Annotated in this window: 12 protein-coding genes; 6 read left to right on the plus strand and 6 right to left on the minus strand. The window is 64.8% G+C overall.

Going from position 1 to position 20,834, the window contains the following annotated elements:
• Position 1: 1 nt before the first annotated feature.
• The 3 genes from AC1Q6C_RS18910 to AC1Q6C_RS18920 form a co-directional block, all read right to left on the minus strand.
• The gene (locus AC1Q6C_RS18910) at positions 2-1,486 is read right to left on the minus strand and encodes a dynamin family protein (protein ID WP_042452229.1); all 1,485 of its coding nucleotides are present in this window, start codon (positions 1,484-1,486) and stop codon (positions 2-4) included.
• Positions 1,483-3,351 carry a dynamin family protein gene (locus tag AC1Q6C_RS18915; protein ID WP_007726689.1) on the minus strand — a complete coding sequence of 623 codons (1,869 nt, stop codon included), beginning with the start codon at positions 3,349-3,351 and terminating at the stop codon, positions 1,483-1,485. Before AC1Q6C_RS18915 ends, AC1Q6C_RS18910 begins: the two co-directional genes overlap by 4 nt.
• A gap of 123 nt (positions 3,352-3,474) precedes the next feature.
• On the minus strand, positions 3,475-5,772 hold the full coding sequence (locus AC1Q6C_RS18920; protein ID WP_230359589.1) for an IniB N-terminal domain-containing protein: 2,298 nt from the start codon (positions 5,770-5,772) through the stop codon (positions 3,475-3,477).
• Between the two features lie 335 nt (positions 5,773-6,107).
• On the opposite strand from AC1Q6C_RS18920, the gene AC1Q6C_RS18925 reads away from it, so the two are divergent.
• The 5 genes from AC1Q6C_RS18925 (at position 6,108) to AC1Q6C_RS18945 (ending at position 14,636) form a co-directional block, all read left to right on the plus strand.
• Positions 6,108-7,835 (plus strand): Hsp70 family protein, encoded by a 1,728-nt coding sequence (locus AC1Q6C_RS18925; RefSeq protein ID WP_230359588.1) that lies wholly within the window; start codon positions 6,108-6,110, stop codon positions 7,833-7,835.
• A gap of 14 nt (positions 7,836-7,849) precedes the next feature.
• Positions 7,850-10,285, plus strand: a complete 2,436-nt coding sequence (locus AC1Q6C_RS18930) for a LuxR C-terminal-related transcriptional regulator (RefSeq protein ID WP_058227556.1) — start codon at positions 7,850-7,852, stop codon at positions 10,283-10,285.
• A 111-nt stretch (positions 10,286-10,396) separates the two neighbouring features.
• On the plus strand, positions 10,397-11,650 hold the full coding sequence (locus tag AC1Q6C_RS18935) for a hypothetical protein (protein ID WP_076948791.1): 1,254 nt from the start codon (positions 10,397-10,399) through the stop codon (positions 11,648-11,650).
• A gap of 109 nt (positions 11,651-11,759) precedes the next feature.
• Positions 11,760-13,100 (plus strand): S1 family peptidase, encoded by a 1,341-nt coding sequence (locus tag AC1Q6C_RS18940; RefSeq protein WP_042452237.1) that lies wholly within the window; start codon positions 11,760-11,762, stop codon positions 13,098-13,100.
• Positions 13,101-13,325: 225 nt separating this feature from the next.
• Entirely contained in the window at positions 13,326-14,636 is a 1,311-nt protein-coding gene (locus AC1Q6C_RS18945) for a S1 family peptidase (protein ID WP_054187117.1), read from the plus strand.
• A 79-nt stretch (positions 14,637-14,715) separates the two neighbouring features.
• On the opposite strand, the gene AC1Q6C_RS18950 is transcribed toward AC1Q6C_RS18945, so the two are convergent.
• Positions 14,716-15,366 (minus strand): DUF8020 domain-containing protein, encoded by a 651-nt coding sequence (locus tag AC1Q6C_RS18950; protein ID WP_003943407.1) that lies wholly within the window; start codon positions 15,364-15,366, stop codon positions 14,716-14,718.
• A 359-nt stretch (positions 15,367-15,725) separates the two neighbouring features.
• Between AC1Q6C_RS18950 and AC1Q6C_RS18955 the strand changes: the two genes are divergently transcribed.
• Entirely contained in the window at positions 15,726-18,893 is a 3,168-nt protein-coding gene (locus AC1Q6C_RS18955) for a (Fe-S)-binding protein (protein WP_073512914.1), read from the plus strand.
• A 173-nt stretch (positions 18,894-19,066) separates the two neighbouring features.
• Here the strand turns inward: AC1Q6C_RS18955 and AC1Q6C_RS18960 are convergent, their stop codons facing one another.
• A complete protein-coding gene (locus AC1Q6C_RS18960; protein ID WP_064443249.1) occupies positions 19,067-19,522 on the minus strand; it encodes a DUF8820 family protein in 456 nt (151 codons plus the stop codon).
• A 45-nt stretch (positions 19,523-19,567) separates the two neighbouring features.
• Positions 19,568-20,746: a DUF6745 domain-containing protein gene (locus AC1Q6C_RS18965; RefSeq protein ID WP_064443248.1), complete on the minus strand. Its 1,179-nt coding sequence runs from the start codon at positions 20,744-20,746 to the stop codon at positions 19,568-19,570.
• Between the last annotated feature and the right edge of the window lie 88 nt (positions 20,747-20,834).

Genomic DNA, 20,834 nt, shown 5'->3' on the forward strand with positions numbered 1-20,834 from the left:
CCTATTCGGGCACAATTTCAGCCAGGACGCCCTCGGCGCTGCGGGCGGCGACCAGGCAGGCGCGCGAGGTGAACCTGTCGAAGAGCGGATGTCTGGACAACTCGCGCCATCTGCGGACAGCCGCCGTGGCCCGCGCACGCTGCACCTCCGGCGATTCTTCCGGTTCGCAGCCCAACCGGTCACTTGCCCGGATTCCGTAGCCGCCGATCAGTCTTTGCAGTTGTGCCAGGTCGTCGGGTGGCAGATCCGTGTGTACCGAACGAAGACGCCCGAGCAGGCGAAGTTCGTGAAAGCCGTGAACATCGGCAAGCAACCGTTGCGCCTCCGCCGCGATCTGATCGCCTTCCTCGCTCGGATCGGCTTCGAGGATTCTTCCCAGCGTCACCAGCGCCGTGTGCGATTTGAGCTGATCTGCCCGCTGCCCGAATTGAACGTCGATCACCTGACGCAGTTCGTCCAGGCCGCTGCGCTCCAACAATTCGGCCGCCAGGGACGGTGAATCGGTCGCCCCCAACTTGATCGACGTCACGGCGAGGCGAATTCCGAAGAGCCCGAACCGATCGGCCAATTGCGCCCGCATCGCCGCATCGACCGGCAGCGGACTGTCCTGCCTGGCAAAGCGATCCGCGGAGAGCAGTGCAAGGCTCAGATCCTCGGCCGGAACCTGCGCGAGCGCCGAGAAGGCCGCGAACTCGCTCTGCCTCATCGTCCGAGCAGCGAGCGCGAGTAGACCTGCCACCGGAACCACCGACTGGCACAGGCCGGTTCGCTCCAACTCCTCGGCGAATCGCGCCGCGACGTCCTTCGCCGAAGACAACGCGTCGAGCCTGCCTGCGCCGACCTCATCGGCACGCGAGAGAACTCCGATCACTCCGAGTGGCCCGGATTCTCCGCCCACGTGATCCGCGATCTTCCCGAGGAACTGCATGTCACTGGCGTTGAGAGCCCGCAGGAGGTAGACCACTGCATCCGCGCCCGGTGCCTCACCGTCGGGAACGAGCATGTCCCAGGTGCGGGCCGAGACCTCGGTCGAGAGCGACGAGGTGCCCGGTGTGTCGATGATCGTCGTACGAGCCAATGCCGAAGACGGCCAGTCGACGTCGATGCGGTCCACCGAGTCTGCGGTGTACTCGCCCAGATCGAACGTGAGCCTGCCGTCGCGGCGCGTCACCGGCACGTTGAACTCGGCACCGTTCTCGGCCGTCGCGGTCACCTGCGGCGTCGTCCCGTTCCGATACCAGGTGACGACGCGTGTGCATTCCGTCGCGTCGGTAGGCGCTATATCCTGTCCGACAAGCGAATTGAGCAGCGTCGACTTACCCGCTTTGAGGGAGCCGGCGAGCGCCACCCGGAGTGGCTCGTCGAGCCTGGCCGCACATTCTTCCAACTGGGCGCGCGTCTGCGGCTGATCGGCGTAGGCACGTCTGGCGTGGTCGATCAGGGCGTGTGCCGACTCCACTGCGGTCACGGTGGTCGTGGCATTCATGCGTTGGTCACCTTTGCCGAGGCAGGAGCGGGAGTTTCGCCGATCAGCGTTCCGGCAACGGCGTCGAGCTCCGCGACGACGCGCATGTCGGTCTCCAGACGCTTGATCCGAGCGGCATGTTCACTCGACTCCAACTGCGCGGCTTCCTGAGTGGCGCGGAGGGATTCGTTGATCGAGCGCAACGCCTGCTCGGCGATGTCGGTGAAGTGATCACGCAACAGCCGCTGCACCAGGCGTAGGCGATCCTTCGACTCCTTGCCCACCTGGAAGCTGACGTCGTCGGCAAACCGTCGGATGGCCGCTTTCGCCTCAGCGCGACGCTTGAGTACCTGAGCCTGCTTGTCTTCACGATAAGCCTTGGTGCCCAGCAGAACCCCGGCGCCGATGGAGATCGGGTTGACCAGAGCCATGCCCATCATCGTGGTGATCAAGCCGAACATGAGCACGCCGCCGTACGAGCCGCGCATGCCGACCAGGACTTTCTGAGTGATGCCGATTCGGCCGGATTCGAGGTCCGCCAATGCACCGACCGGTTCCAGGAAACCGTCGGTGTCGGCGACGTCGAGATGCGGGAGCGCGACGTCACCGGTCTCCGCAAAGTGCTGCGCCACAACTTCTGCCAGCCACTGTGCGCGATCATGCGCCCACACGAAGTTGTCACCGATCGCGGTGGCGATCTCCTGTTCGAGCCACTCCCCCACGACATCCCAGTCCTTACCGGGATCGCCTTCGTCGACCGTCTCCTCGGCCTGGCGGGTCACCCGGCGCAACCGGTCCCGGAGGTCGTGATCGATGTCGGCGGCAAGGTCTGCAATGCCGTCACCGAGGCTCTGCTGCCACAGTGAGGTCTTCTTGTGCAGTTCCTCGGCCGCTGCCCGGGCACGCTGCAGTCCCGCGACCGCTGCCTGAGCGGTCGACGGATCCTTCAGCGCCGCAAGCTCACTGCCCATCTCCAACGTCAGATGTGCTGCCGCAGAACGCACATCCATCGCAACTGCGCGTCGAGTATTCGATTCGGCACGCGCAACGACGTTGTCCCGCAAGAACTGATAGAGGTCCAAGAATCCGGATTCCGCTTCGAGTTCCTTGTCCCCCAGCCTCAGCGCGTGCGAGCGCAGTACCGAGGAGATCGGAATGAGCGGCAGATCCAACCCGGCACGCTGGAGATGTCCGCGATCGGCGTCGAGGATCTGCCGCCAGTGCGGGTACAGATCGGTCTTGCTGATCAGCCCGGCTACCGCAGGACACAGATTGACGACCTGGCGGATGAATCCCAGCTCCGGTTCGGTGAACTCCTGGCTGGAGTCCGACAGCACCAACACTGCATCGGCCGCAGTAATCAATCCCAATGTTCCTGCAGCATGAGGATTTCCGTGACCGCCGACACCGGGGGTGTCGATCAGAACCAAACCGTCGGCCAACAGCGGACTGGGAACACCCACTTCCACACGCAGAACTTCACGCCCTTCGGCGCGAGGCGTGGCCGGGGTGATCCCCATCAGTTCCTCGAGCGGGAGGGGCACCCGAATGGGCGCCGCACCCGGATCGGCGAGAATCAGTTCGGCGACCGCGGTCTCCGCGTACTGAACTACCGTCGCCACGGCCGTGGTCTCGTCGTCACCGACCGAGCACACGTCGATGCCTAGCAGAGAATTGACGAACTGGCTCTTGCCCTGCTTGAGGGGTCCGACCACCACGATGCGAATACGCGGGTCGTTGACTCTCACCTGAGCGTTCTCGAGTCGGCGCACCAGATCCGTGCGCCCGAAATCCTTCGCCACGACGGCTGTTCGTTCGAGCAACGACGCCGTCGACGACGCGACGCGCGCCTTCCGGCTGCTTACCTGACTCGCTGAATCACTCATGAGCTACGTTGACCCGCAATTCTTCCCGACTCGAATATCCGGCCCTGCGAACGCATAGCGCACGCAGGGCCGGATTTGTTACATCAGGTCATTTTGACCGATTTCAGTTCCTGCGTCAGCAGATCAGGGATGCAGGTGATCGACAACCGCAACCGGGTCGATGTGATCGACCGGCGCTGCAACCGAATCCTCGGCGAAGAGCGAGTGTTCGGTATCGGCGCTCAGACCCGAAGTGGAACCCGAACCGAAAGCATCGGTCGCATCGATCGACGACCACGGGTTCAGCGCACCGGTCAACGAACTCGTCAGGTCGGACACTCCGCTCACTGCTCCACCGAGGGATCCGCCCAGGTCAGCGACTCCGCCGCCGCCAACGGTACCGCCGCCGTCGACTGTGCCACCGGCAGCTGCGGCTGCGTCGGCACCGATCGAACCCGTCACGTCGGTGACTGCTCCGACAGCCCCGCCGAGCGATCCACCGAGATCGGTGACGCCGTTCAGTGCGCCGCCGAGCGACCCACCCAAACCAGCCGCAGCGTTCGTGGCCGCGTCGAGACCTGCTGTTGCGTCGAGACCTGCGGTTGCGTCCAGCGCGCCGCCCACAGTTGCTCCGAGGTCGCCGGTCACACCGCCGAGGTTCAGGCCTTCTGCCGCGATGCTTCCGAGGTCGACGGAAGGCAGTTCAGCGGAGATCGGGCCGAGGTTCACAGCGCCGAGGTCGACGGAGGGCAAGTCGGCACCGATCGAACCGGTGTCGATTCCGCCGAGGTTCAGTGCCGTGTCCAGCGCTCCACCGAGTGCACCTTCGGCACCGAGAACGCTGTCGAGAGAGCCCCCCAGCCCGAGGCCCGCGCCCAGCGCACCGTCCAGCGCGCCGGTCAGGTCCGTGCCCACGGAACCGACAGCACCCAAGCCGCCTGCACCTGCGAGGGCGGTGTCGAGAGCCGCAGCGACACCGGCTGCCAAGCCTGCTTCACCGCCCAGACCGAGTGCACCACCGAGGTCGATTCCGGTAAGTCCGCCTGCGCCCAGCGCTGCGTCGAGAGCGCCGCCGAGACCGCCCGCGAGCCCGGCATCGACGCCGAGTGCCGAACCGAGAACACCCTCGAGGGCCGTCGACAGATTCGCGCCTCCGCCCAGAGCTGCCGCGAGGTCTGCGCCGAGACCACCTTCGAGGTCGAGTGCTCCCCCGAGCAGTCCACCGAGTGCGCCACCCAGGTCGGCTCCGACCGTTCCGCCGGCACCGAGGACGCCGGAGAGTGCCGCGCTGAGCTGCGCGCCGAGGTCTGCGCCGCCGCCGAGTACGGCGTCGAGGTCGAGTCCGCCGCCGAGACCCAGTGCTGCGTCGAGTGCGCCGCCCAATGCAGTTTCCAGACCGCCGCCGACGCCGAGTGCTCCGCCGAGGGCGCCACTCAGGGCAGCACCGAGATCGAGGCCGCCCGCGATATCGGTGAGAACGCTGACATCCGTGATCGCGCCGAGGACGCCGCCGAGCGATGCACCCAGATCGGCGCCGATCGTGCCGCCGGCTCCCAGGACGCCCGAGAGCGCGCCGGACAATGCCGTGCTGAGGTCGCCTGTCAGAGCGCCGGCGAGATCCAGGCCGCCGCCGAGTGCAAGAGCGGATTCCAGTGCGCCGGTCAGGCTCGCGCCCAGTTCGCCGCCGATGTCAAGGAGACCGCTGAGGTCTGCTGCGCCGCCGAGGAGTCCACCGAGAGCCAGGCCGAGATCGGCTCCGAGGTCACCACCGATGGCGAAGACGGGTGCGAGAGCTCCGCTGAGCCCTGCCGTCAGGTCGAGTCCGCCGACTGCGCCGATCGCGGCGTCGAGGGCTGCTCCCAGCTCCGCAGTCAGGCCGCCGGTCACACCGAGGGCGCCGCCCAGAGCCGCGCTGAGCTGTGCGCCCAGATCGAGAGCTCCTTCGAGATCGAGTGCGCCGCCCAAACCGAGACCGGCTTCGATCACAGCGCCGAAGGCTGCGCCGAGTTCGGCACTGATCTCGCCACCGATGGCAAGCGCAGCGCTGAGGGCTGCTGCGAAGTCGCCGACCAGGTCGAACTGGCCGCCGAGGGCGCCTCCGACTCCGATTCCTGCACCTGCGCCGAGACCCAGGCTGCCGCCGAGGCCACCACCGAGACCACCGGTGAGTCCACCACCGAGACCACCGCCGAGTCCGAGACCGCCGCCGATTGCACCGGCAGCGGACGCACCGGCGTTGACGATCGCGGACAGGTCGGCGCCGCCACCGGCAAAGAGTCCGGACTCGGCGACCAGCGGAGCGACCGCGACGATGTCGGCGGGGCTGACGTCGCACAGACCGGCAGCATCGAGTGCCGCGGTCGGGTTGGCGCAGTAGTTGGCAGCTGCCTCGTCGTCACGAAGTAGCCCGAGGATGAATTCGAGTACGGCGTTCGTTGCCATGGCGGGTTCTCCTGAAGTTCGTTGACCGGGTTGTTGCCGGTGGGTAGTTGCCGGTGGTCCGGAAACTGGTGCGCTGCCAGAGGTAGCGAGTGGAATCAACGCTAAGAACTTTTGCGACTGGGGCCAACGGGGAGCACCCCCCTCTTCTCCAGGGACAGGTGGGGAAGCCCCCCATTGGGCTACGCCCGGTCGGAATAGGGGATTTGCCCCGATTAGGGGATCGGTCCCCTACTTCGTCGCGACGCCTCCGATCCGGTAACGATCTAGGTCCTGAAACCGACATCGCAGACAACCGCGACAGTCCTTCTGTCGCCCACGACCAGGGGAGTTCGTTCATGGCGGCAGGGCTCGGCATCAGCATCGGTTCGGCCACTCTCGTAGCTGTCACCGACGGCTCGACCGGTGAAACGCAACAGGTCCGCTTACCCAGTGCGCTGCAATTGGACGACGGATCCGTCATCACCGGATTTGTCGAGCGCGTCGGGGACCCGATTCCGATACTTGCCGCCGACGGTACCGAGTACCGCGGCGAGGCTCTCGCGGCGACAGCGGTCGGCGCACTGGTAGACCAGGCAGGCGGTAACGAAGGGCCAACTGTCGTCCTGGCTCACCCGGTGGGGTGGAACCGCCACACAGCACGCACCATGGAGTCCGCTCTGGACGACGCCGGAATTCACGGGGCGACTCTCGTCGCCGAACCCGCAGCCGTCATGGCGTGGCTCGCCGCTTCCGGAACTGTCGTCAGCGACGGTCTGACCGTCGTCTACGACCTCGGTGCTCGCTCGCTCGACGTCACGATGATGTCCACGACCGACGGACGAAGCGAGATATTCGGTAAGCCGCTGCGCAGCGAGGACATCGGCGGCGACGAATTCGATCACCTCGTCACCGTTCACCTGCTCGATGCGGTTTCCGACCAGTTCGCAACCCTTGATCCCTTTGCACCCGAGACGATTGCAGCGCTGGAGACTCTGCGCGAGCATGCCCGCGCAGCCAAGGAGGAACTTTCCACCGAGACGGAAACCGTTGCCCGCGTGGCGCTTCCCGGTGCCGTCAGCAACGTTCGACTCGTTCGTTCCGAACTCGAAGATCTGATCCGGCCCGCCCTCACCGAATCGGTGGCATTGGTTCGCGAAAGCCTGCGATCTGCCGGCGTCGAGTCCAGTGACGTCAATCAGGTTGTCCTGGCCGGCGGAAGCTCGTCCATTCCCCTTGTCGCCGAACTACTGTCGGCGGAGCTTCGTGTCCCGGTGATCGCCGACGCCGATCCAGCGTCGTGCGCGGCGTCCGGCGCCGCGGCCCTCGCACTCGACGCCAGAGACTCGCAAGTACCGGCCGCCGCCACTGCAGTGATTCCCGCCGAGCCGTCTCGCAAGCCCGCACCAGTTCCCGCCTTCTCCACTCCGTTGCTTGCCGAGCCGACCGAAGAAGAGAACACGGCGACTCGACGCTCGTCGAGGGTCGGCGTCGTTGCTGCAGTGGTGGGAGCATTCATCGTGCTCGCCGCAGGCGGGCTCGGAATCGGAACTGCCATGGACAAGATCAACGTTCCGTCCAGTTCGGCGAACACCACCAGCGAGTCCACCTCCTCGACCGCTTCGACCACCGCGGGCTCTACTCCCGGCAGCACCACGGCAGCGGAAGCGGCAGGCACCGGATCCACGACTGCGAACAACGGCACTCAAAGCAATCAGCCCGGTTCTCCTGCTGCCGCAGGCGGCTCGACGACGGCGCCGGGGGCAGTTCCGGTTGCCGGCGCACCGGCGGGATCCTCGCCCGCACCGGGCGAGACCGCTCCGTCGGCGCCTGCACCTGCCGCACCCGGCGCCCCGGCGCCCGCACCTGCTCCCGCCCCGGCACCAGCACCCGCACCCGCGCCTGGAGCCGGCGTCGGGACCGGTGTCGGTGACGCTGCGACCGGCATCGGAAACGGAGTCGGCGGTCTGGTCGACGGTGTCGGCAACGGAGTCGGCGGCGTGGTCGGAGGTCTCGGTAACGTCGTCGGTGGTGTCGGAAACGTGGTCGGTGGTGTCGTCGGCGGCGTCACCGCACCGATCCGCTGACCGGCGGTCTTTCGATGAACCGTGACAACGGCACCGAATCGTCGTTCATCGCAGGACTTTTGCGCGACGTCGACCTGACTGCATCGCCACTGCGCCTGTTCGTCACCGGGACCGATGCCAGCGCTCGGCCCCAAGTGACGAGGGTTGTACGGAAGCGAATCGAATCGGGTGACAAGCCCGTGGTCACCGCAGTCACGCATGACGTCCCCGCCGACGCGATTGTGGTGATCGCGGACGCGCAAGCTCTGACCTCCGATGAAATCCGTGCCCTGAAAGAGCTTGTCCAACGTGACGACCTCGGAGTTGTCGTAGCCTCCGATCGGATCGATCCACCACTCGCACCGATCTACTCGAACATCTCGAGTTTCGGCACCGTGTTGCATCTGAACCCGTTGAACCGAAACGATATTCGGAAGATCGCGGCCGAGCGAAGAGTCCCGCTCGACGACCGCGCCGTGGTGGCGCTCGAGCATCTGTCCGGTGGTTCCTTCGGGGCGATCGAAGCGTACTTCGCCGCCGCCTCGGCAGGCCGCCTGGAAATGCCGAACGCCATACGCACACACATCCTCCACCAGGTCACCGCTCTGCATCCGATCGAGCGCGAGATCCTCGAAGTTTCACTCGCCGTCCCGGACATCGACGCCTTCGAGCTCGATCTGGGACAGGAGAAGTTCAGCCTCACAGCTGCATTCGACCGGGCACTGGCGACCGGACTGTTCGGTTCGCGATCACCACTCGTCGCGAGCGTGCTCGCCGAGTCGACGAGCACCGGGCGTATCCGCAGCGAGCTGATCAGAATCGTCGAATCACGCGCACACACGAGAACCCTCGATATCGACACAGCACGAAGACTTTTCGACTCCGGAATCCGCCACCGCGATCTCACGGGTGTACTACGAGACGCCGTCGAGGCGAGCACGCCGGCGGTCGCGGCAGATCTCTTTCGCCGCGTGAATTCGATCGAGCCTCTCGGCGTGGCCGACACGCTGCTGTACGCCCAGGTCTCGGCTCGCAGTGGTGACCTCGACACTGCCTGCCGTCTGGCCGATTCCGTCATCGCCGCACCCGATCTCGACGACGCGAGATTGGCTGCGGCGGTGCGAATCCGCGCAGCTTCGTCCGCAGCATGCGGCCAACTCGGCGCCGCTGCAGATCTCTACACCTGGCTGGGGCCAGGGCGCACCGGAAACGAATCCCCCTTCGCCGCAATCACTTTCCTCGGCATCGGCAAGGTCGATGACGCGAACGCCGCGCTCACCGGACACACCGGATCACCGTCGAGCTCGACGGTCGGCGCTACCACACTGGCCAACGGACTGATGCAATCGGTCACCGGGAGCGCGCCGAGTGCGCTCAACACGATGTCGCGCGCACTCTCGCTCCCCGGCGGAGCCGACACATCTGAATTCCAGCCTGATTCCGCCCCGGCGCTGGTAGCTCTCGCACTCCTGCACAACGGCGCCCATGAACGGGCCGCCGCTGTCGTCACGGCCGCGATCGCCGCCGACGACGCAAGCAGCCACACGTGGGCGCGACTTCACCTTCTCGGCGCCTGGATCGCGATGGTCCGCGGGCAGGACGCGATTCTCGAAGACCTACCGCAGGAGGTAGTCCGCGGCCCCCTCCGTGAGCGTGACGCACTGTTTCTGCATGCTCTGATCGTGGGTCTCGCTCGGCGTTCCGGCGATCTCGCCCAGCTGCGTCGAGCTTGGTCGGGCGCGGCAGGCACCCTCTCGTCCTGCAGCGTTGATCTGTTCAATCTGCTTCCCATCGGCGAACTGTGGCTTGCGGCAGTACGGCTCGAGGAGACCGAGCAGGTCGAGCATCTCGTCGACGACGCGCGCTCACTCCTCCGCGCGCTCGGCGAGCCGCCGCTGTGGTCGTCGCCGCTGCATTGGTACGGCGTCCAGGCGTCGATCCTCTCGCAGTCGCCGGCCGATCTCCTCCCACACGCCCATACACTCGCCGAATCAGCCAAAACTCACACTTACGCAGCCGGTTTGGCGATCGCCGGACGCCAGTGGCTCCTACTCATGCAAGGCAACGTCGACGCAGACGATGTCGAAGCCGCCGCACGAACGCTCAGTCGGATCGGACTCCCGTGGGACGCCGCTCGCCTCGCCGGCGAAGCAGCGCTGCGCACCCCGGACACCAAATCGGCCACGGCACTGCTCCACGTTGCGCGCTCGCTACGCACAACGTCGACGGCCGAGACAAGTGCAACCGATACCGCCACAAGTGCGGCGCCACCGTCGGTGTTGACCGAGCGCGAACAAGAAGTTGCCGAACTCGTCGTCGTCGGACTGACGTATCGGGAAATCGGCGAACGCCTCTACATCTCCGCTAAAACCGTCGAGCACCATGTCGCACGCATCAAGCGGCGCGTCGGGGCGCAGTCTCGTTCGGAACTGCTCACCATCCTTCGCAGCATGACACCGTCGAACAAGTAGTTAGCTGCATATTGTCCAGAGGGTTGCGTATATCCGTTTAAGTGATAGTTTTCACAGCAATCAGGACAAGCCTGCCGAGCAAAGTTCGGTAACTGTGAAACGGGGATCGCTATGAAGTGGGGAGTCGGACTCGCCGTCGGCAACAAACGAAGCATTGCTGCGATCGCGAGACCTGACTCGGAGCTGGTGACCCTCGAACGCGAATCGGTTCTGCACCACGCCCCCGACGGCACCGTGCAGCTAGGCGGAACCGCGGCGGGGTCCACCGGGTTGCGCGGGTTCCTCGACAGGGTCGGCACCGACGATACCGACAACTTCTCCGAGCACATGACGCGAGGGGAGGAACTGGTAGCGACAGCAATGTATTGCCTGGTCAAGGAAGTCCGAACACTCACCGATCAGAACCTGAACATCTCTGCGGTGATCCCCGCGGGTTGGTCGAGCGATTCCGTCGACGTACTGCGCGGCGCACTCGACAGCATGAATCTCGACGGCGTCGAACTGATTTCAGAAGATGAAGCCTCTGCAGCTTGGCTCGCGGATCCGCACGCCGACGACCGTGCTGCTCGCGGAGCCGCAGCGTTGGCCTTCTCGATCACCTCTACCTGTCCCGAACCCCAGCCAACCGATTTTGCCGAGCCAGAGGACACCCCCGAAGAGTTTCCGCCGTTCGTTCTGATCGAACCGGAGCCGGAATCCGGCGTGGAGGCACCGGTCACGAAAGAACCGAGCATCGACGGTTGGCTGAATCGCCAGTGGCGGTCGGAGCGCCGACCGATCATCGCCGCAGCAGCCGCCGCAGTCTTTCTGACGGTGTCGGGTTGCGCGGCCGCGGTCATCATCGGACACACTCCGACCATTTCAGCACCCAGGATTCTCGACGCACAATCTTCCCTGTCCCCCGGGACGGACACAGCTGCCACCCCGACGAGTTCATCCGGGACAGGCACGCAATCAGCGACCTCACCTCCACCGGAAGTACCCGCTCTCGGCGCGCAGCCGACGGCGCAGTCGTGGGCATCCGAAGCGGAATCGACCTCATCCGAATCCCAGCCCATCCCGGTGAGTCCGGGCACCGGTACAGAGAAATCCACTACGGCGAACGTCCCCGCGCAACAGGGATCGCCGATCACCATCCAGATCGATCCCCTTCGGATCGAGAACCTGCCGCCGGTCGTCGGACCGCTGGATCCGGTCGATCCGGTCGATCCGGATACCCCGGACACTCCCGCCGTGACCGACCCCACTGATACACAGACAACGCCGACGCAGCCGTCCAACCCGACCGACACAACCGATCCGGTGGTTCCGAATCCCGACATGCCCGTCATGCCATTGGCCCCGAGACCCGGAATGCCAAGTTAGACAGAATAATTCGACTTGCCGACAACAGGCACATATTCCTCGTCGAAACTTTTCCCCTATGGTGGGTGCGGTACCTACCGGCTCGGTGCCGGGGACTTGAAGGGATTTCATGCGTAACTCGTTGGCGATCCGCACCGCTGTGGTCGGCGCCTCGGCACTACTGCTCGCAGCTCCATTCACCACGACGGCATCGGCAGAGCCCGCCTCCGACACGCATGTCGAACAGCTCGGGGCAGATCAGCTTCCGGCTGAGCTGGTCGAGGCGATCACACGCGATCTGAAGATCTCCCCACAGGAGTATCTGGACCGCGCTGCCAAAGCTCAGGAACTCGGTGCATACGCCCAGGAATTCAAGTCCGAGCGCCCTGGCGACTACGCCGGCTCGTGGATGGGACTCGACGGTCAACCCGTCGTAGCCGTCACCACCACCGAAGCTGCACGCATCGCGGCCGACGACGGTTACCGCACGCACGTCGCCCCCGTCTCCGCCGACACCCTCGAGAAGACGCTGGCCGACGTCAACGGATGGATTGCCGGGCTGCCCAAGGAAATCTCACGCGCAGTCAATTCGGCGACTATCGACGTCCTGAACAACCAGGTCGTCATCGACGTCGCGAACAGCCCCGTCGGGCAGGCGCTCAATCTTCCGACCCTGCTCGAGAACACCAAGATCGTTCTCAGCCCGGACGGTGGCGGATCGGTTGATCCCGGAGCACTCGGCGGCGACACCTACATCACGTCGACAGGCCCCATTCGCGAGACACCGACCGAGAACATCTCGGTCTGCTCGTTCGGGTTCAACGCCGTCGACGATCAGAACAATGCTCTCAATATCAGTGCCGGACACTGCAATCCGGCCGAGGGTTCGAAGTCGCCCGTCTACCTGCCGAATCACGCGAACGTCGACGACAGTCAGTTGATCGGAGCATTCTCACAGTCTTCCGTCGGCAACAACGCCGGCGATCTCGATTACTCGGTCATCAAGTTCGACCAGTCCGGCATCGACGCGGGCCTCGACCGTGCTGCCGTCCGCGGTGCCAACGGGACCACCCTCGCGATCACCGGAACAGCACGTCCCGTGATCGGCGCTCCCATCTGCAAGTCCGGCCAGACGTCGTCCTTCACCTGTGGTGTCGTGGCAGCCGATCGCGTCGAAACTCAACTGGTCATGGCGGACGGTGATTCACGAACCGTTCGCGGATTCGCCGGCACCGCGTGCACCCTCGCCGGGGACAGTGGCGGCGCCATCGTCTCCGGAACCTTGGCTCTGGGCATCACCAGCGGCTCCAACAGCAGCGGAGCACCCAGTTGCAACGAAGCGAACCTGGTACTGGCGACCTCCGGTGGAACCTCGAATCTGGGTATTCCGGTCGGAGACATCCTCGACGCGGCAGATCGCGCTTCCGGTGGCGGTGTCGGTGCCGGAATCCGCGTCCGCACTGCAGGTTGACCAACCACTGATTCACGCACTGTGCCCGCCGATCCGTTTCGCGATCGGCGGGCACAGTGCTGTTGTCGGTCGGGGTCAGCGCTGTCTGCTCATGTAACGGGTGGGAATAGCGCGTTCGAACCCATATAGTCATGGTCGACTGTGATCGGCTCACCACAAGTCCGTGAGCCGTATCCGTGTGCTCCCAGGGGGGTGGTACGCGGTCAACGAAGTGGAAAGGCCCACATGCGAAGCTCCATCGCACGTCGCGCCGCAGTGTTCGGTTCGGCCGCGCTGCTGCTCCTCGGACCGATTACCGCGGTCGCGAACGCAGAACCGAACGAATCCGGGGTATCCGATCAGGCAGCCCATCTGCCCGTCGAACTCGCCGAAGCCCTACAGCACGACTTGGCGCTGACGCCCGACCAGTTCGTCTCGCGTTCCGAACTCGCGCAGAAGCTCGCGGAGTTCGCCGCCATCGCGCGCGTCCAGTTTCCCGACTCTTTTGCCGGAGTGTGGCTCGACGACCTCGGCAAGGGCATCGTCGCTCTCGCTGACGGTCGCGACAAGGATGCTGCCCGCGAGGCCGCCGAGAAGGCCGGTTTCGAGGTCAAGGACGTCGCGCAGAGCGAGCAGGCTCTGCAAGGTCAACTCTCGGCACTCAACACCTGGCTCGATTCGCAGCCTGCCGAGGTCGCAGACCTCGTGCGTGGCATCGCCGTCGACGTCGTCGGCAACGGAGTCGCCCTCACGGCCGATCCTGCCGCCGGCATCGAATTGCCTGAATTCCTGAAGCGGACCGTCGTCCATACCGCTGCTCCGCTACTGGTTCCCCCGATCGTCGCGGACCTCATCCCCGCAACCGGATCCGCAACCGGCGACGCTGCACTGGGCGGAGACGCCTTCGGCGCAACCTCCGGTAACACTGGACTGCGTTGTTCGTTCGGCTTCAACGGCACCGACGGTTCAGGACGCACAGTCAACATCAGCGCCGGTCACTGCGATCCCAACCGTGCCGCTGCCGGCACCTCGAACTCCAGCCAGGTCTTCCCGATGGTGAACAACCAGACCGGGCCCCGCGTCGGGTACTTCGCCAAGAGCAGCTTCGACGGGCGCGACTACTCGATCATCAACATCGACGACAACGCGAAGTACCGCTTCGAGAACAACAGCGTGCGGGTCCCGTTCAACCGCTCGGTCAACATCACCGGTACCGCCGATCCTGTCGTGGGCGCCCCGGTCTGCAAGGCAGGATCGACCACAGGCTTCAGCTGCGGCGTCGTCACCGGCGTCAACCGCGTCGCAAAGGTTTTGGATCACACCCTCGACAACGGCTTCACCACCAACATCTGCGTCCTGCAGGGTGACAGCGGTGGCCCGATCGTCTCCGGAACGTTGGCAGTGGGCATCACGAGTGCGTCCAACGTCGCCACCTCTCCCCTGTGCGAGATCGCTCAGGCAGAGACACTGTTCGGGCAAGAAGCCCCGACCCAGTACGCGACGCCGATCAACGACATCCTCGCCGCCAACCCAGGCCTGAAGGTTCGCGACTACTGATCACACGCATTCCTCGAGACAGCAAAACGGGCGCCACACCTTCTGAAGGTGTGGCGCCCGTTTCGGCGTTCGTGACGTTCTACTGGAAGAGAGTTGTTCCAGCCGGAGCGTTCAGAACCTTGATCAGGTCCAAGCCCGCGACGACGGCAGTTCCGCCGCCGGCGAGGATGGTACCGGCGACTCCACCGATACCGGCCCCTGTGACCATGCCGGGCAGGCAGCCGACGACCAGGCCGGGCAGACCCACGATGCAACCGATGACCGCCCCGACGATCGTGCCGGTGAGGCTGCCGATCTGCGTGGCAAGCCCGAGCTGTGACTGGAACTTCTCGATTGCCTTCTGATCCTCGTCAGGCGAAGCAACCGGGGTGAACTCGGCAGCGACCGGCTTCGGCTTGGAGCTGGCCGGGTCCAGGTTCGGCTTGAGGGTGAGGGTCTTGCCGTCCTCACTGACGGTCTCGTCGAACGGGAACTGAACGTCGCCGAGGTTGAACGCGAGCGGAAGGCTCACGAGAGTTGCGCCCTGGCTGTTCTGCAAGTCGACGTGAGTTCCGTCGCCCGAGACCCGGAATGCTCCGGCGTCGATGGTGGTGACAACGGCCTGGTCGACGACCTCGGCGGTGTACGAAACGTCGGGTGACGTCTCCGGAGCTGCGTAAGAAGTACCTGCAGCGATGCCCGTAGCGGCAATGGTCATCGCTGCGACGGCCGCAGCTTTTCGAATGAACATTTTTGATCCTCCCCGGGATCGGGCGGGCGTCAGTCGATGACTCACACCACCCGTTTCCCCTGTGCGTGACGGGCGTAACGATAACAGCCGGTCGGTTGTTCTCACCTGCTCGGAACCCGACTTAGGGCTGCCTGACAGATGGACACCTGACGGGCACCGCCTAACGTGACGACCAGACATGTCTGCGTCTGGCCCAGCCCGTCCGACGCAGAAGATCGATCTCTCCAGGCCACGAGCGGTTACCAGCCGGTACCTACAGGCTGGTAATGCTAGTTACTGGCGGGTAACATAACGCAGGTTAGTATCAGTGGGCTGTCCCGAGGTGGCCGACGCGTCGCCCTGAAACGAAAGGCCGCGACATGAATGCCCTGACGATTACGTTGGGCACGATTGGTGCTCTGCTGAGCTTGGTGTGTTGGTACATCTTCCTCTCAGGCGCGCTGAGGATGTTCAACACCGTGCGCATCGGCCAGTCGGCACCCGATCGATGGCGCCCGTTCTTCCCTCGCTTCAAGCAGATGATCATCGAGTTCATCGCGCACACGCGCATGAACAAGTTCCGCAGCGTCGGCTGGGCCCACTGGCTCGTCATGGTCGGATTCCTCGGTGGGTTCCTGCTGTGGTTCGAGGCCTACGGCCAGACGTTCAACCCCGAATTCCACTGGCCCATCTTCGGTAACACGTGGGCGTGGCACCTGTGGGACGAGATCCTCGGCCTGGGCACCGTCATCGGTATCACCACGCTGATCGTGATCCGTCAGCTCAACCACCCGCGTCTGCCTGCACGCCTGTCCCGTTTCGGCGGCTCCAACTTCAAGGCTGCCTACGTCATCGAGGGCATCGTCCTGCTCGAGGGCCTGGGCATGATCATGGTCAAGGCAGGCAAGATCGCGACCTACGGTCACGCCAACCCGTGGACCGACTTCTTCACCATGCAGGTCGCGAAACTGCTTCCCGCCAGCCCCGTCATGATCTCGGTGTTCGCATTCGTGAAGCTGATGACCGGCATGATCTGGCTCGCGATCGTGGGCCGCAACATCACCTGGGGCGTCGCGTGGCACCGCTTCTCGGCGTTCTTCAACATCTACTTCAAGCGTGAAGACGACGGCACCGTCGCGCTCGGCGCGGCAAAGCCCATGATGTCCAAGGGCAAAGTCCTGACGATGGAGAACGTCGACCCCGACACCGACACTCTCGGCGCCGGAAACATCGAAGACTTCTCCTGGAAGGGCTGGCTGGACTTCACCACCTGCACCGAGTGCGGGCGTTGCCAGTCCCAGTGCCCTGCTTGGAACACCGGAAAGCCGCTCTCTCCCAAGCTGCTCATCATGTCGCTGCGTGACCACGGCTACGCCAAGGCCCCGTACCTGCTCGCTGGTGGACGCAAGGACATGGGCGGCGACGAGATCGGTCTCGTCGACAGCGAAGGCAATGTCAAGGAAGGCGCCCTCGCAGCCATCCCCGAGGCCGCGCGCCTCGAGGCCGACCGCAAGCTCGTCGGTGAAACCGTCGAAGGTGAGATGGCCCCGGTCATCGACGCCGAAACCTTGTGGAGCTGCACCAACTGCGGCGCCTGCGTCGAACAGTGCCCCGTCGACATCGAACACGTCGACCACATCATCGACATGCGTCGCTACCAGGTCCTGATCGAATCGGAGTTTCCCTCCGAACTCGCCGGCCTGTTCAAGAACCTCGAGAACAAGGGCAACCCCTGGGGTCAGAACTCCAAGGATCGCCTCAACTGGATCAACGAGATGGACTTCGAGATCCCCGTCTTCGGCAAGGACGCCGACAGCTTCGAGGACTACGAGTACCTCTTCTGGGTCGGCTGCGCCGGCGCCTACGAAGACCGTGCCAAGAAGACCACCAAGGCCGTCGCCGAACTCCTCGCCACCGCGGGAGTGAAGTTCATGGTCCTCGGCGCCGACGAAACCTGCACCGGCGACTCCGCACGTCGCGCCGGCAACGAGTTCTTGTTCCAGCAGCTCGCGATGCAGAACATCGAGATGCTCAATTCGGTCTTCGACGGTATCGAGCAGAAGAAGCGCAAGATCGTCGTCACCTGTGCGCACTGCTTCAACGCCCTCGGCAACGAGTACCCGGAGGTGGGCGGCGACTACGAGGTCGTGCACCACACTCAGCTGCTCAACCGTCTGGTGCGCCAGAAGAAGCTGATCCCGGTTGCGTCCGTGAGCGAAGACGTCACCTACCACGACCCGTGCTTCCTCGGACGCCACAACAAGGTTTACGACGCTCCCCGTGAACTCATGGAAGCCTCAGGCTCCAAGCTCGTCGAAATGCCGCGTCACGGCGAACGTTCCATGTGCTGTGGTGCCGGTGGTGCTCGCATGTGGATGGAAGAGAACATCGGCAAGCGCATCAACGTCGACCGCGTCGACGAAGCGCTCTCCACCAACCCCAAGAAGATCGCCACGGGTTGCCCGTTCTGCCGCGTCATGCTCACCGACGGCGTCACTGCCCGCCAGGAGCAAGGCCAGGGCGAAGGCGTCGAGGTCGTCGACGTCGCGCAGCTGATGCTGAACTCCGTCACCCGCCTCGATCCCGCCCAGCTCGGCGAGAACATCAAGGTGATCCCGCGCGAGAAGGCACCGGTCGCTGCTGAGGCAAAGGCTGAGACCGTCGAGCAGGATCGGGTCGCCGAAGTCGAGGAAGCCGCCGCGACTCCGGAAGCCAAGGCTGCACCGGCAGGCAAGGGTCTGGCCATGAAGGGCCTCGCCAAAGCACCAGGCGCGAAAGCTCCCGGCGCCAAGGCACCAGGCAAGGGGCTCGGAATGGCCGGCGGGGCCAAGGCTCCTGGCGCCAAGAAGGCGGCTCCCGCCGCAAGCGCGGAAGCTCCCGCTGACGAAGCTGCTGCACCGGCAGCACCTGTCGCAAAGCCCAAGGGTCTCGGCTTGGCAGGCGGGGCCAAGGCTCCCGGCGGCAAGGGACTGCAGATGAAGGGCGCCGCCAAGGCACCCGGAGCAAAGGCCGCTGCCGCGCCGGCAGCGGAAGCTCCGGCTGCTGAGGCTGCTGCACCCGAAGCTGCTGCACCCGTCGCCAAGCCGAAGGGTCTGGGCCTGGCGTCCGGCGCCAAGGCACCCGGCGGCAAGGGACTGCAGATGAAGGGTGGGGCCAAGGCTCCTGGTGCAAAGGCTGCTCCTGCTTCTGAAGCACCTGCTGCTGCTCCGGCAGAGGCTCTGGCAGAGGCTCCGGCTGCACCGGCAGAGGCTCCGGCCGCCGAGGCGGAAGCCCCGAAGGCTCCGCCTGCTGCCAAGGCCGGCGGACTCGGATTCAAGTCGGGCGCAAAGGCTCCCGGTGCCCGGAAGGCAGCTCCCGCTGCGGCCCCGGCGCCGGCTGCAGAGGCCCCGGCTCCCGAGGCCGAACCTGTGAAGGCAGAACCCGCTGAAGCGCCTGCTGAGGCGTCCGCACCCGCGGAAGCTCCGGCGCCTGCTGCCGCGCCGCCCGCCCCCAAGGCAGGCGGACTCGGATTCAAGGCCGGCGCGAAGGCTCCTGGCCGCAAGAAGTAAGCGCACCACACGCGAATGCCCTCACCGTCACGGTGAGGGCATTCGTGTTTGTGCGGGAGCCTTTGCCGACCGAGCACCCTTTCCCTCGACCCGACACACCGTCCAGCACACGGAAACCGGTGCTCGCCCTGTGCAAGTGGTGCTCACTCCCCCGCCAACTCGAGGCCGGCGTGTCAATCGGCGACAAGCATCACCGCACCGCGCGCACGCCCGACGCCCCTTTCCTGCTGCCGGCCGATGACGTATCGTCCCGGAGCGATGCCGGTCGCGCCGTGCTCCGGGTGGATGAGGTACGCGGTCACTCGGGTGTCGAGCATGCCGAGTGCAAGGCCCCGAGCATCTTTCACCGGCGTCGACCACGTGCACTCCCCTTCGTCTGCAACCAGACTGTGGGGGTTCCCTCCCGCCGCACTTCGCAGCAGTTCCACGCCGGAGAGCGGCACTCTCACAGAGCGTGTCCATGGCAGAGGCGCCACGATATTTGCGAGCAGCGAAAACGGGATCCCGATGAGATCGCCTTGCGCCTGAAGTCCGTCGATCACAGGAATGGACACTTCCTGGTCCAGGTAGTCGAAGACATCGAGGCCGGTGAGGCTGGTGAGAGCGGACAAGGTCATGTTCGAGTTCATAAGTATCACCCAGGGTTTGAGGATTGAGGGTAGAGGGTTCGAGATTCAGGTTCGACGAACGAGACGGGAATAGTCGGTACCGGTGATGCCGTAAGTCCATCCGGCGGCATCCAACGCGGAGGTAAACCATCCGGGTACGTGAAGGCCGTATCGACGCCGATGCCCGTCGCGTTCGAGAGAACCGTTGACCGCGAGGAGAATCCGTCCACTTCGATCCCAGCCCTCCGGCGACGCGTAGAGCTGCAGGAGGCAACCGGCGTTACCGGGATCGTCGGTTTGGTCGACCAGTGTCAGGTCCGCCAGCTCGATGTAGGAATCCCACCCGATCCGCTCGATTGCACATCGACGGATCTCGACGTTGCGCTCGTGTGCGATGCGTTCGGCGGTGGGATCGAGCACCACCCAGTCGGGAACGATCGCTCCGTGTAGAACGAACGCCTTTGTACCGTCTACGAATTCGATTGCGGGGGAATCAGAATGATGCAAGCGTCGTGCCCCCTGCGCGCTGCCCGGTATCGGTTCGGCATGTAAGGCGGTGGGTCGTTCCGCCATGATGCACGCGTCGTCGAACGCCCACCACCACCCGGTCGAGTCAGCCAGTGCGGTCTGCACGTCGAGGAGTTCACGGTCTTCCGAGCGGAAGGTCGCAAGACCGAATCGATGGCATGTGTCGTAGTACGCGATTCGATGTGCGTCCTGCTGCCCGTACCAGGTCACTTCCCCGGCCACCGGGGTCAACATCGTTCGTATCGCAGCTGCGACGCCGTCGAACAGCGTGGTGTGCAACGATTCCCAAATGGACGCCCTGATCAGGCGCTCCCCCTGCCGGCGTTCCATCTGCCAGCCAGTTCTCCGACATTCGATTCGCGCGTCCATGCGTCGGCGCGAAGCCGCAAACATGCTCGCGATATACCCGGAAGCGCAGTCGAGGCCGGTGCCGTCCAATGACATCTTGGTCGACAGTCCTTCGGTGACGATCAGGTCCGAACCAGCAGACGGCGACGGGACCCAGACGAACTCCGGTTTCGGGAGCCCGGAGCGTCGATACAGTTGCGCGACAGAGGCTTCTGCGGTGTTTCGATCAGCAGGACGAGTACACAATCCGCGTTCGAGCCACACGTCGCGGATCTTTTCCAGGGCCAGACTGTCTTCATCGAAGAGATTGAAGTTCTCGGGCAATGTCGCTCGATGTGATGCCGACGAGCGAATCGGTGCGGCGCTCACGCGACGGTGGCGGAGTCCGCCTTTCCTGTAGTCATAGTTGAACAGCCTGGCACGCGAACGCTCCGGACGCAAGGGTTTCCTAGAGCGC

It is taken from the genome of Rhodococcus sp. MT28, from assembly GCF_058792695.1.

Coding starts and splice junctions, on each gene's coding strand:
- AC1Q6C_RS18910 (WP_042452229.1), bottom strand. CDS start 1,486: ATGAATGCCACGACCACCGTGACCGCAGTGGAGTCGGCACACGCCCTG.
- AC1Q6C_RS18915 (WP_007726689.1), bottom strand. CDS start 3,351: ATGAGTGATTCAGCGAGTCAGGTAAGCAGCCGGAAGGCGCGCGTCGCG.
- AC1Q6C_RS18920 (WP_230359589.1), bottom strand. CDS start 5,772: ATGGCAACGAACGCCGTACTCGAATTCATCCTCGGGCTACTTCGTGAC.
- AC1Q6C_RS18925 (WP_230359588.1), top strand. CDS start 6,108: ATGGCGGCAGGGCTCGGCATCAGCATCGGTTCGGCCACTCTCGTAGCT.
- AC1Q6C_RS18930 (WP_058227556.1), top strand. CDS start 7,850: ATGAACCGTGACAACGGCACCGAATCGTCGTTCATCGCAGGACTTTTG.
- AC1Q6C_RS18935 (WP_076948791.1), top strand. CDS start 10,397: ATGAAGTGGGGAGTCGGACTCGCCGTCGGCAACAAACGAAGCATTGCT.
- AC1Q6C_RS18940 (WP_042452237.1), top strand. CDS start 11,760: ATGCGTAACTCGTTGGCGATCCGCACCGCTGTGGTCGGCGCCTCGGCA.
- AC1Q6C_RS18945 (WP_054187117.1), top strand. CDS start 13,326: ATGCGAAGCTCCATCGCACGTCGCGCCGCAGTGTTCGGTTCGGCCGCG.
- AC1Q6C_RS18950 (WP_003943407.1), bottom strand. CDS start 15,366: ATGTTCATTCGAAAAGCTGCGGCCGTCGCAGCGATGACCATTGCCGCT.
- AC1Q6C_RS18955 (WP_073512914.1), top strand. CDS start 15,726: ATGAATGCCCTGACGATTACGTTGGGCACGATTGGTGCTCTGCTGAGC.
- AC1Q6C_RS18960 (WP_064443249.1), bottom strand. CDS start 19,522: ATGAACTCGAACATGACCTTGTCCGCTCTCACCAGCCTCACCGGCCTC.